The following is a 12,132-nucleotide window of genomic DNA, read 5'->3' on the forward strand; positions in this document are numbered from 1 at the left end:
GGCGCCCGCCCCCGTCACCCCCCCACAGCCAAGCCTGACAAGGAGCACAGCCATGCACATCCTCATGATCGAGTGCAACCCCAACGGCATCGCCGGCATCGCCAACGCCCTGGAGCTGGGGCACGACGTCACCCTGGTCTCGGTCGACCCCGACTTCTACCTCAGCGTCTCGCCGCTGACCGAGGCGGCCTACGCCCACCCGAACTGCCAGGTCGTCAAGAGCGAGCAGGCCTTCTCCATCGACGAGCTGACCGACCTGGCGCAGCAGCTGCACGCCGACAAGCCGATCGACGGCGTCACCACCTACAGCGAGTACCACACCGTGCACACCGCCGCCGTCGCCGAGGCGCTCGGCCTGCCGGGCATGAGCGTGGACGGCGCCCGCAACGCCCGCCACAAGCACCTCACCCGCCTCACCCTGGACGGCACCGGCGTGCGCCAGCCGCGCTTCGCGGTGGCCACCGACCCGGCCGAGGTGGAGGCCGCCGTCCGCGAGGTCGGCTTCCCCTGCGTGGCCAAGCCCTCCGACGGCACCGCCAGCCTCCACGTCCTGCACCTCAAGGACGAGTCGGACCTGCGCGACTACCTCGCCGAGCTGGCCCAGGTCGCCGACTACGGCCGCGGCGTGGTGCGCATCCCGGAGATCGTCATCGAGGAGTTCGTCACCGGCGAGCTGATCTCCGTCGAGTCCTGCGTGCTCGCCGGGGGAGAGGTCGTCAACCTCGGCCTGACCGACCGCTCGCTCAGCGGGTTCCCGTACTTCATCGAGATGGGCCTGACCTACTTCAGCGGCCACCCGCTCCAGGACGAGCTGTTCGCCGCCACCACCACCGTGCTGAACGAGCTCGGCGTGGACTTCGGCTTCATCCACACCGAGTGGCTGCTCGGCCCGGACGGCCCGGTGCTGTGCGAGGTCAACGGCCGCCTGGCCGGCGGGATCGTGCCGACCCTGATGGAGATCACCTCCGGCGTGGACCCGTACCTGGAGGTCATCCGGCAGGCCCTCGGCGAGCGGCCCGAGCTGCCCTTCCCCCGCGAGACCACGGCCAGCGGCCACTGGTTCGGCTCCCCGGTCGCCGGGACGGTCGAGGCGATCGGCTTCGACGCCCTCACCGACCTGCCCGGCTTCCACAGCGCCCTCGGGTACAAGAAGCCCGGTACGGCCATCAACCGGCTGTCCCGCAGCAACTTCGACTGGATCGGCCACGTGATCTTCACCGGCGGCGACCGGGACGAGGCCGCCAAGCGCTGCAGCGACGGCCTGGACCGCATCGACCTGCGCCTGTCGGTCGAGGTGGCCCGGTGAGCGCGGCCACCCCCGAGCAGCGGCGGCCCGCCGTACTGTCGGGCGTGGCCGTCCCCGCCCTGGACGCCGAGGCGCTGTTCGACGTGACGGTCGAGGACGGGGTCTTCAGCCGGATCGAGCCCTCGGGCACCCGCCGGGGCGACGAGCCGGAGCTGTGGCCCGGCTACACCGAGACCCACGCCCACATCGCGCTGCCCGCCAACTTCGACGACACCGCCGAGGACCCGCGGATCATCGCCCTCCAGTACCTGTACCACGGCGTCACCCACGTGGTGGACATGTTCGGCTACCCGATGGTGGCCGACGCCTGGGAGGCCGGCCGGGACGCCTCGCCCCTGCCGTACCCCGAACTGGTCCACTGCGGCTACGCGGTGACGGCGATGACCAACGCGGCCGGCCTCTCCGGCCACGGCGTGGAGTTCCCGACCCCGGTCTACATGCTCGCCGTCGAGGCCGACCTCGACCAGGCGCTGCGCAACAACGCCGAGCGGGGCGGGACCTTCCTCAAGGTCATGTTCACCGACGGCACCGAGCAGCCCGGCTCCAAGGTGCGCTTCTCCCGGCTGTCCGAGCGGGTGCTGCGGTTCACCGCCAGGATCGCCGCCGAGCGCGGCATCACCGCGGTGATCGACTGCAACACCCTCCAGGAGACCCGCTGGGCCTACGAGTGCGGCTTCCGGCTCTTCGCCCACACCGTCCGCGACCGCACCCTGTCCGACGCCGAGTGGAAGGACCTCGCGGGCGCCCGGTTCGTCTCCACCCTGTCCGGGCTGCGTCCGATGATCATGACCGCCGACGACTTCCTCGCCGCCTACGGCCGGGAGGGCTTCGCGGAGACCCAGGACGTCCGCAACCTGGACGCCGTCCGCAACCTGGAGCAGCCCTTCGGGATCACCTACGGCCTCCAGGAGACCCGCACCGGCGCGCTGGGCGACATGCGCCGCAACGCGCTGGCCGCCCTGCGCGAGGGCAACCTCCTGGTGGGCACCGACTCGGGCAACACCGGGGCGTACCACGGCTACTCCCTCCTCGGCGAGCTCGACCTGCTGTGCGGGGACGACCCCTCGCTCGCCGGGGCGCTGCGCCACCAGGCCACCGTCGGCGGCCGGCGCTACTTCGACGAGCTGAGCGGCCGCTCCGGCGCCGCCCACCCGCTCGCGGTCGGGCAGCCGGCCACCTACAACCTGCACGCGCCTGGCCGGCCGCTCTCCGCGCTGCCCACCGCCACCGTGGTGCGGGGGACGCCGGTCGACCGCGCCGGGATCGCCCGGACCATCGCCGGGCTGCGCGCCGCCGCGGCGGCCGGGACGACGACGGACGACACGAAGGAGAGGGCCGCACTGTGACCGTCGACCGCAGGCGGGCGCTGATCGGCGTCAACGCCGGCATCCTCCTCGCGAACACCGGCAGCTACATCTGGTTCCCCGTGCTGGTGGCCTCGCTCGGCGGGGTGGACAGCGGCTTCTGGGCCGGCGTCGTGATGGCCATGACGTACGTCGGACGGCTGCTCGCCACCTTCTTCTACGAGGGCGTGGCGCTGCGCATCGGCATCCGCGGTGCGGTCTTCCTCGGTACCGCCCTGGAGGCGGTGGCGCTCGGCCTGATGGGCTTCGGCAGCGGGGTGCTGGTCTACGCCGTGCTCGCCTTCTTCATCGGCTTCGGCTCCGGCACCTCCTTCCCCGGCCTGAAGAACGTCCTCGCCTCCTACCCGGACGACGAGCGCCCCAAGGCCTTCTCGACCTTCCAGATGGCCGGCCAGGTGGGCGTGTTCGGCGGCGCCATGCTGGGCGCGGTGCTGGCCGACGTCGACCTGGGCACGCTGTTCTCGGTGGTGTTCGCGATCTTCCTGGCGTTCTGCCTGGCGGCCTCGTCCTTCATCCCCCGGGACGGCTTCCGGCCCCAGGAGCCGGCCGGGCCCGGCACCGGGGCGGCGCGCGGGCCGCTGTTCTCCACCGCGGTGTTCAAGGGCATCGACATCCGGGGCGCCACCCGCTACTTCCTGCTGTCGGCGGTGTTCTGGTTCCTGTCGATCGGCTTCATCGTCGGCATCCCGCTGCACATGGAGCGGTACGTGCCGCAGTGGGCGCCCTCCGCGCCGTTCTGGATCACCGGCCTGAGCATCCTGGTGCTCCAGTACCCGGTGTTCAGGTTCCTGATCGGCCGGTTCAGCCCGGCCGTGGTGATGGCGGTCGGCCTCGCCGGCATGACGGTGGCGTTCACCGCCCTCGGCGCCGGGCGCGGCGCGCCCTGGGTGGTGGTCGGGGCGCTGACGGTGGTCCTGGGCGAGATCCTCTTCGTGCCGTCCTTCGACATGTGGATCGCTCGCAAGGTCCCCGAGCGTCAGCTCGCCAAGGCGATGGGGGCGATGCACTTCTTCCGCAGCGCCGGGAACATGGCCGGCTCGGTGCTGGCCGGCGTGCTGTTCGACCTGTCGCGCTCCGCCGGGGTGCCGGGCGCGAACTGGTACGTCGACGCGGTGGTGGCCGCCGGCTGCGCGGTGGTCTGCCTGGTGGGCCGGGCCGAGGGCGCGGCCGCCCCGGCCCCGGCGGACACCCCGGACGACGCCGTGGGCGCGGCGTCCGCCTGACAGGACCCGAGCGGTCGCGCGTCGCGGGGCCGTGGTCGGAACGAGAGAGAGAAAGAGACAGGAAAGAGCAGATGGCAGACATTTGCGTCATCGGCGGGACCCGCTACTTCGGCAAGCTGCTGGTGCGCCGGCTGCTGGCGGCCGGCCACCGGGTCACCCTCGTCACCCGGGGCCGGACCCCGGACCCGTTCGGGGACTCCGTCCGACGGCTGCGCGCCGACGTCAACCGGCCCGGCGAGCTGGCCCGGGCGGTCGCCGGGGAGCGGTTCGACGCCGTGGTGCACCAGATGTGCTACACGCCCAACGCCGCCGTCGAGGCCTGCGAGGCCTTCGGCGACCGGGCCGGGAAGCTGGTGCTGACCAGCACGATCGAGGTCTACAACAAGGACACCTTCCGCGGGGCGGTCGCCGCACCGGAGTTCGGCGCGCTCGCCCGTGAGGAGGAGCTCGACCCGGCGGGGTACCCGTACGACCTCACCCTGCCCTGGCAGGACGACGACTACCTGGAGGCCAACTACGGCGAGGGCAAGCGCCAGGCCGAGGCCGCGGTGACCGACCGCGCCCTGGTACCGGTGGTGCTGGCCCGGGTGGCCCACGTGCTGGCCGAGGAGGGCGACTTCACCGGCCGCTACCGGTTCCACGTCGACCGGATCCGGGAGGGGCGCCCCGTGGTGGCCCACGCCCGGCCGGGCCGGACCTCGCTGGTACGGGCCGAGGACGCGGCCGGCTTCCTCGCCTGGGCGGCCGTGAACGAGGTGACCGGCGCGGTCAACGTGGCCTCCCCGGACACGGCCTCCGTCTACGATGTGGTTGCCTCGGTGGAGGGGGCGACCGGGCTGACGGCCCAGGTCATCGAGAAGGAGGACCCGGCGGGCGACCCCGACCTGTCCCCGTTCTCCTGCCCGGCCGACTTCGCGATGTCGGCCGACCGCGCCGCCTCGCTCGGCTACCGGTTCACCCCCATCGCCGAGTGGCTGCCCGCGCTCGGCCGGGCCGCGGCCGCCGGGACCGTTCCCACCACCGCCAAGGAGCAGTGATGTTCGACCTCATCGTCATCGTCAGGGTCACCGAGCCGGACGGCGTCCCGGCGGTCGCCGACGCCCTGGCCCGGATGCGCCCGCTGTGCCTCGCCGAGGACGGCTGCGTCAGCTGGGAGGCCTACCACTCGCAGGACGACCCGGGCCGCTTCGTCCTGGTGGAGCGCTGGGCGAGCCGCGAGGCCTGGGAGGCGCACGACGGCGGCGACGCGATCCAGAAGGTCTACATCCCGGACATCCTGCCGCGGGTCGAGCGCGAGGTGCACCCCAGCGTCCCGGTCTCCGGGACCGCCGGCTGACCCCCCCGCACGACGGCCGCGGGCCCCGTCCGCCCCTGGGATCCAGGAGCGACGGGGCCCGCGGCCGTCGCGGCGTACGGGCCGTCAGACCCGGTCGCAGGCCTGCGCCCGCAGTGCGCGGGCCAGGTCGTCGCGGCGCTCCAGCACCAGGCGGCGCAGCGCCGGCGCGGCCTGCGGGTGCCCGGACAGCCAGGCGTCGGCCTCGGCCAGGGTCTGCTCGTCGGTCTGGGCGATCGGGAAGAGGCCGCCGACGATCCGCATCGCGATCTCGATGGTCCGGTCGGCCCAGACGCGCTCCAGCAGCTTGAAGTACGGCGCCGCGTAGAGGGCCGTCAGGTCGCGCTGGGCGGGGATCGAGAAGCCCGCGGTGTTGGCCTCGACCAGGGCGCTCGGCAGCTCGTCCGAGTCGATCACCGCCGACCAGGCGGCGGCCTTGGCCTCCGCGGTGGGCCGGGCGGCCAGGCACAGGGTGTGGTGCCGCTTGCCGCTCGCGGTGTTGTCGGCGGCCAGCTCGGCGTCCAGCTCCTCGTCGCCCGCCTGGCCGGCCGAGGCCAGGGCCAGCCACAGCGCCCAGCGCAGGTCCTGGTCGACCTCCAGGCCGTCGATCCGGGCACTGCCGGACAGCAGGCCGCGGACCAGCCCGAGGTGCTCGGCGCCGCCCGCGGTCTGGGCGAGGAAGCGGGCCCAGGCCAGCTGGTGGTCGCTGCCGGGGACGGCCTCGCGCAGCTCGCGCAGGGCGCCGTCGGCGAGCAGCCGGCCCCCCTCGCCGCGCCAGGCCGGGTCGGCGTACAGGTCGACGGCGGTCTTGGCCTGGGCGTGCAGCGACTGGAGCACGCCGATGTTGCCCTCCTGGCCGGCGAAGCGCAGCACCAGGGCGACGTAGTCGCGGGCCGGCACCAGGCCGTCCCGGGTGAGGTTCCAGACCGCCGACCAGGCCAGCGCGCGGGACAGCTCCTCCCGGATGTCGCCGAGGCCGGTGCGCAGGGTCTCCAGCGACACCTCGTCGAAGCGGACCTTGCAGTAGGTCAGGTCGTCGTCGTTGAGCAGCACCAGGGCCGGGCGGGCCAGCCCGGCGGCCTCGGTGACGACGGTCCGGGCCCCGGTGACGTCCAGCTCGATCCGCGCGGTGCGCACCAGGGCGCCGTCGGCGTCCCGGTCGTACAGGCCGACGGCGATCCGGTGCGGGCGCAGCACGTCGCCGTCCTGGAGCACGGCCAGCTCGGTGATCCGGCCCTCGGCGTCGGTGGTGACCTGCGGGGTGAGCGCGTTGACGCCGGAGGTCTGGAGCCAGGCGGCGGCCCAGGCCCCGAGGTCCCGGCCGCTGGTCTCCTCCAGCACCTCCAGCAGGTCGCCCAGCTCGGTGTTGCCGAAGGCGTGGCGCTTGAAGTAGCGGCGGGCGCCCTCGAAGAAGGCCTCCGAACCGACGTACGCCACCAGCTGCTTGAGGACGGAGGCGCCCTTGGCGTAGGTGATGCCGTCGAAGTTGAGCTTGGCGTCCTCCAGGTCCCGGATGTCCGCGGTGATCGGGTGGGTGGTCGGGAACTGGTCCTGCCGGTAGGCCCAGGCCTTGCGCTGGTTGGCGAAGGTGACCCAGGCCGAGGAGTAGCGGGTGCGGGCGCCGATCAAGCCGTAGGAGCCCATGAAGTCGGCGAAGGACTCCTTCAGCCACAGGTCGTCCCACCAGCGCATGGTGACCAGGTCGCCGAACCACATGTGGGCCATCTCGTGCAGGATGACGTTGGCCCGGCCCTCGTACGCGGCGTCGGTGACCTTCGAGCGGAAGACGAACTCCTCGCGGAAGGTGACGCAGCCGGGGTTCTCCATCGCGCCGATGTTGTACTCGGGGACGAAGGCCTGGTCGTACTTGCCGAAGGGGTACGGGTAGTCGAACTCCTCGTGGAAGAAGTCGAGCCCGAGCTTGGTGACGCCGAGGATCTCGTCCGCGTCGAAGTACGGGGCCAGCGACCTGCGGCACATCGCGGAGAGCGGGATCTCCAGCGCGGTGCCGTCGGCCAGCTCGCGGCGGTAGTGGTCGCGGGCGACGTGGTACGGGCCGGCGACGACGGCGGTGAGGTAGGTGGAGATCGGCCGGGTCGGCGCGAACTCCCAGGTGCGCGAGCCGTCCTCGGCGGTGACGGCCTCGTGCGGCGCGTTGGACCACACGTCCCAGGCGGCCGGGGCGGTCACGGTGAAGGTGAACGGGGCCTTCAGGTCGGGCTGCTCGAAGTTCGCGAACACCCGGCGGGCGTCGGCCGGCTCGTAGTGGGTGTAGAGGTAGGTCTCGCCGTCCACCGGGTCGACGAAGCGGTGCAGGCCCTCGCCGGTGCGGCTGTAGGCGCAGTCCGCCTCGACGGTGAGCACGTTCTCGGCCGCCAGGCCGTCGACGTGCACCCGGGCGCCGTCGTAGGCGGTGGCCGGGTCGAGGGCGCGGCCGTTGAGGACGACCGAGCGGACGGCGGGGGCGAGCAGGTCGAGGAAGGTGGCCGCACCGGGCTGGGAGCAGCGGAAGGTGACGGTGGTGGTGGAACGGAAGGTGCCGGCCGCCCGGTCCGGGGCCGAGGTCACGTCCAGCCGGACCCGGTAGCCGTCCACGGCCAGGATGCTGGCCCGCTGCTGCGCCTCGTCGCGGCTGAGGTTCTTGCCCGGCACGGCGGTACTCCTTTGTCCGGCTCGCACGGTGGTGCGCCTGTGGGTGGTGCGGTCTCGGCGCGGGGTGTGTTCCGCGCGGGGCCATCCTTTCACGCCACGCCGGGTCAGTACCATTGCACAGACCGTGCCGATGCGCCGGAATCAGTGCCGTCGGGCGGGTGTTGGCGTTCGGGGGCGGAGCACCGCCCCTCCCGGACCACCTCACGAAGGGCCTCGCAGTGACGACTGCCGCCGAGCGCAAGACCGCCGACTTCTGGTTCGACCCGGCCTGTCCGTGGGCGTGGATGACCTCCCGCTGGCTGATCGAGGTCCAGCGGCTGCGGCCGGTCGACGTGAACTGGCACGTGATGAGCCTGTCGGTGCTCAACGAGCACCGGGACCTCCCGGAGAACTACCGGGAGCTGCTGGACAACGCCTGGGGCGCGGTGCGGGTCTGCATCGCGGCCGCCGAGCAGCACGGGCCGCAGGTGCTCGGCCGGCTCTACACCGAGCTGGGCGTGCGCTTCCACAACCAGGGCCTGCCGCAGAACCGGGAGACGGTCGAGGCCGCCCTGGTGGCCGCGGGCCTGCCCGTCGGGCTGGCCGACGCGGCCGACACGGACGCCCACGACGAGGCCCTGCGCGCCTCGCACCTGGAGGGCATCACCCTGGTCGGCGAGGACGTCGGCACCCCGGTGATCGCGGTCGAGGGCGCGGACGGCGAGCGGGTGGCCTTCTTCGGCCCGGTGGTCACCCCCGCCCCGAAGGGCGAGGCCGCGGCCCGGCTGTGGGACGGCACCCTGCTGGTGGCCTCCACGCCGGGCTTCTACGAGATCAAGCGCACCCGCACGGCCGGCCCGTCCTTCGAGTAGCGGCCCCGGGGAGCGGCGGGGGGGGGGGGGCCCCCCCCCCCCCCCGCCCCCCCCCCCGGGGGGGGCGGGGGGGGCCCCCCCCGCCCGGGGGGGGGGCCCCCCCGGGGGGATCCTCCCTCAACCCCCCCCCCCCCCGGGCGCCCCGGCCCCCCGGGGGGCGGCCGGGGGGGGGGGGGGGGCCCCGCCCCCGCCGGGCCCCGCCCCCCCGCCGCTTTGCGTGCCGGGAGGTCAGCGCGCGGCGGCGGCGTTCCGGCGCTGCTTGAGCAGCCCGGCGGCGGTCAGCAGCGCGACCAGCACGCCGGCCGCGTACAGCTGCTCGCGGTTGCCCTCGGTGGTGGTCATCAGGGCGAGGATGCCGGCCACGGCGGCCATCGCGACCCAGGTCAGGTACGGGTAGCCCCACATCTTCACGGTGAGCAGCTCGGGCGCCTCGCGCTCCAGCCGGCGGCGCATCCGCAGCTGGACGAGGCAGATGAACAGCCAGACCACCAGGATGGCCACGCCGGTGGTGTTCATCAGCCAGGTGAACACGGTGTCCGGCCAGAACTTGGCGGCCAGCACGGCGCCGAAGCCGAACAGGCAGGAGGCCAGCACGGCTCTGCGCGGCACCCCGCCGCTGACCTTGGCCAGCGCCCGGGGGCCCTGGCCGCGGCCGACCAGCGAGTACGCCATCCGGGAGGAGCCGTAGATGTTGGCGTTCATCGCGGACAGCAGCGCGACCAGCACCACCGCCTGCATGATCGTCCCGGCGGCGGGCACCCCGAGGTGGCTCAGCACGGTGACGTACGGGCCATCGGCGACGACCTTCGGGTCCTTCCAGGAGACCAGCGTGACGACCAGGGCCATCGAGCCGATGTAGAAGATCGCGATCCGCCAGACCGCGGTGCGCACGGCGTTGGCCACGTTCTTCTGGGGGTCGTCGGACTCGGCGGCGGCGATGGTCACCGTCTCCAGGCCGCCGTACGCGAAGACCGAGGCGAGCAGGCCGACGATCAGCCCCTGCGTGCCGTTGGGCAGGAACCCGCCCTGGCCGGTCAGGTTCGCCGCACCGGGGGCGCCGGGGCCGATCACGCCGGCGATGCCGAGCCCGCCGAGGACCAGGAAGGCGACGATGGCGGCGATCTTGATCGCGGCGAACCAGAACTCGAACTCGCCGAAGTTCTTGACCGCGGTGAGGTTGCTCGCGCAGAAGAAGGCCATGAACAGGCCGACCCAGACCCAGGCGGAGACGCCGGGGATCCAGCCGTTGACGATCTTCCCGGCGGCGGTGGCCTCGGCGGCGACGCCGCAGCAGAGCATCACCCAGTACATCCAGCCGGCCGTGATCCCGGCCCAGGGGCCGAGCTCCTTCTCGGCGTGCACCGAGAACGAGCCGGAGGCGGGGCGGGCCGCGGACATCTCGCCGAGCATCCGCATGATCAGCATGACCAGGAGGCCGGAGAGCGCGAACGCCAGGATGATCGCCGGGCCGGCGGCCGCGATGCCGGCGCCGGAGCCGACGAAGAGGCCGGCGCCGATCACGCCGCCGAGGGCGATCATCGACAGGTGGCGCTGCTTCAGCCCGTGGGAGAGCTGCTGGCCGCCCGACGCCGGGCCTACGGCCGGTCGGGTGCCGTCGGGGGTCCCGGTCGCCGCTGGGGTGGAAGTGGGGGCCATAGGGGTGGTTCCAGACTGTGCGGTATGCGACATGAGCTGTCCAATATCCGGCGGCACCCCTGTCCATGCCAAGAATGTTCGATTCAGGCCCACCATGCGGACCATGCCGAAACCTTCCGTGACCATGTCGTGACCAGGGGTGCCGCCCGGCCGGTTCCGACAACACCCACGGGCAGGGGTTTGTCCGAAACCGTGCCGTTCGCCCCGTGGATCACCACGTAGGTTCACAGGTGTTCACTCACCTGGACTCTCACGGAGGAGCCCCGATGGCCACTGCCACCACCCCGATACCGCGCCGCGCCGTCCTCGCCGACCTGCTGCCCGCCGCCTCCACCCGCCTCGGCGCCCAGGTCCGCGACCTGGCCCTGGTGGCCGGCGGCGCCGCGCTGACCGGCGTGGCCGCCCAGCTCTCGGTCAACGTCCCCGGCTCCCCGGTGCCGGTGACCGGCCAGACCTTCGCCGCCCTGCTGGTCGGCACCGCGCTCGGCGCGCGCCGCGGCATCGCCTCGCTCGTGCTGTACCTGCTGGCCGGCATGGCGGGCCTGCCCTGGTTCGCCGAGGGCACCTCCGGCTGGGCGACGGCCTCCTTCGGCTACGTGCTCGGCTTCGTCCTCGCCGCCGGCCTGACCGGCGCGCTGGCCCGCCGCGGCGCCGACCGCAGCCCGGTGCGCACCGCCGTCACCATGGTCCTCGGCAGCCTCGCCATCTACGCGGTCGGCGTCCCCTACCTCGCCCTGTCGCTGCACGTGCCGCTGGCCCGCGCCGCCGAGCTCGGCCTCTACCCGTACCTGGTCGGCGACGCCCTCAAGGCCGCCCTCGCCGCGGGCGCCCTCCCGCTGGCCTGGAAGCTGCTCGGCCGCCGCTGACCGCCCCCGCGGCGCCCCGTTGTCGGGCCCGGGTACACGCGCATGCCACACTCGTGGCATGCGCGTGTACCTGGGCTCCGACCATGCCGGATACGAACTGAAGAACCACCTCGTGGAGTGGCTCAAGGGGGCCGGCCACGAGCCGGTCGACTGCGGGCCGCACATCTACGACGCCGAGGACGACTACCCGCCGTTCTGCCTGCGCGCCGCCGAGCGCACGGCCGCCGACGCCGACGCGCTCGGCATCGTGATCGGCGGCTCGGGCAACGGCGAGGCGATCGCCGCCAACAAGGTCAAGGGCGTGCGGGCCGCACTCGCCTGGAGCACCCAGACCGCCGAGCTCGGCCGCCAGCACAACAACGCCAACGTGATCTCCATCGGCGGCCGCATGCACACGCTGGAGGAGGCCACCGAGTTCGTCGAGGTCTTCCTCGCCACCCCGTACAGCGGCGAGCCCCGGCACACCCGCCGGATCGAGATGCTGAGCGAGTACGAGACCACCGGCGAGCTCCCGCCGATCCCGGCCCACCACCCCCAGGGCTGATCCCCCCGTCCACCCTCCCGACGGCCGGCCGCACCCACCGTGCGACCGGCCGCCGCCGTTCCCGGCCCCGGCGACGCCTGTGGGATCGGCCACAGGCCGGCGCGTGCCCCCGCCCCCCGCACGCGGGGCGCACGCGCCGCCCGCACGGTTCGTACGCCCAACCCGCACAGGCCTCCTGACGGCACGCCCGCACCCGCCCCGATCGGCCGAAACCCGCTGGACGCCCGGCGCTCCGGCGCCCCCGCCCGCCCCCGGCCCGTCGACGCCGGGCGGTGCCCGTGGATAGGGTCGGACCCCATGGCTGGCAGAGCGCCGGGCACACCGCCCCAGACGACTG

The 12,132-nt window shown here is 73.5% G+C and carries 10 protein-coding genes; 8 read left to right on the plus strand and 2 right to left on the minus strand.

The annotated features are described in order from the left end of the window. Window positions 1-52 precede the first annotated feature (52 nt). The 5 genes from ACH5AR_RS11100 (at window position 53) to ACH5AR_RS11120 (ending at window position 5,229) form a co-directional block, all read left to right on the plus strand. The gene (locus ACH5AR_RS11100; RefSeq protein ID WP_396301086.1) at window positions 53-1,306 is read left to right on the plus strand and encodes an ATP-grasp domain-containing protein; all 1,254 of its coding nucleotides are present in this window, start codon (window positions 53-55) and stop codon (window positions 1,304-1,306) included. Next, window positions 1,303-2,652 (plus strand): hydrolase, encoded by a 1,350-nt coding sequence (locus ACH5AR_RS11105; RefSeq protein WP_396301087.1) that lies wholly within the window; start codon window positions 1,303-1,305, stop codon window positions 2,650-2,652. Before ACH5AR_RS11100 ends, ACH5AR_RS11105 begins: the two co-directional genes overlap by 4 nt. Next, window positions 2,649-3,893 carry an MFS transporter gene (locus ACH5AR_RS11110; protein ID WP_396301088.1) on the plus strand — a complete coding sequence of 415 codons (1,245 nt, stop codon included), beginning with the start codon at window positions 2,649-2,651 and terminating at the stop codon, window positions 3,891-3,893. Before ACH5AR_RS11105 ends, ACH5AR_RS11110 begins: the two co-directional genes overlap by 4 nt. 71 nt (window positions 3,894-3,964) lie before the next feature. Beyond that, entirely contained in the window at window positions 3,965-4,930 is a 966-nt protein-coding gene (locus tag ACH5AR_RS11115) for an NAD-dependent epimerase/dehydratase family protein (RefSeq protein ID WP_396301089.1), read from the plus strand. Continuing rightward, entirely contained in the window at window positions 4,930-5,229 is a 300-nt protein-coding gene (locus ACH5AR_RS11120; RefSeq protein WP_396301090.1) for a putative quinol monooxygenase, read from the plus strand. Before ACH5AR_RS11115 ends, ACH5AR_RS11120 begins: the two co-directional genes overlap by 1 nt. 84 nt (window positions 5,230-5,313) lie before the next feature. Here the strand turns inward: ACH5AR_RS11120 and pepN are convergent, their stop codons facing one another. After that, window positions 5,314-7,878: an aminopeptidase N gene (gene pepN, locus ACH5AR_RS11125; protein ID WP_396301091.1), complete on the minus strand. Its 2,565-nt coding sequence runs from the start codon at window positions 7,876-7,878 to the stop codon at window positions 5,314-5,316. A 218-nt stretch (window positions 7,879-8,096) separates the two neighbouring features. On the opposite strand from pepN, the gene ACH5AR_RS11130 reads away from it, so the two are divergent. After that, on the plus strand, window positions 8,097-8,729 hold the full coding sequence (locus ACH5AR_RS11130; protein ID WP_396301092.1) for a disulfide bond formation protein DsbA: 633 nt from the start codon (window positions 8,097-8,099) through the stop codon (window positions 8,727-8,729). Between the two features lie 228 nt (window positions 8,730-8,957). Here the strand turns inward: ACH5AR_RS11130 and ACH5AR_RS11135 are convergent, their stop codons facing one another. Continuing rightward, entirely contained in the window at window positions 8,958-10,385 is a 1,428-nt protein-coding gene (locus ACH5AR_RS11135) for an amino acid permease (RefSeq protein WP_396301093.1), read from the minus strand. A gap of 266 nt (window positions 10,386-10,651) precedes the next feature. Between ACH5AR_RS11135 and ACH5AR_RS11140 the strand changes: the two genes are divergently transcribed. Together ACH5AR_RS11140 and ACH5AR_RS11145 are read left to right on the plus strand one after the other, a co-directional pair. Then, window positions 10,652-11,251: a biotin transporter BioY gene (locus ACH5AR_RS11140; RefSeq protein ID WP_396301094.1), complete on the plus strand. Its 600-nt coding sequence runs from the start codon at window positions 10,652-10,654 to the stop codon at window positions 11,249-11,251. Window positions 11,252-11,309: 58 nt separating this feature from the next. Further along, the gene (locus ACH5AR_RS11145) at window positions 11,310-11,795 is read left to right on the plus strand and encodes a ribose-5-phosphate isomerase (protein WP_396301095.1); all 486 of its coding nucleotides are present in this window, start codon (window positions 11,310-11,312) and stop codon (window positions 11,793-11,795) included. The last annotated feature ends 337 nt before the right edge of the window (window positions 11,796-12,132 follow it).

This window comes from Kitasatospora sp. NPDC018619 (assembly GCF_044391605.1).
Taxonomy (GTDB): domain Bacteria; phylum Actinomycetota; class Actinomycetes; order Streptomycetales; family Streptomycetaceae; genus Kitasatospora.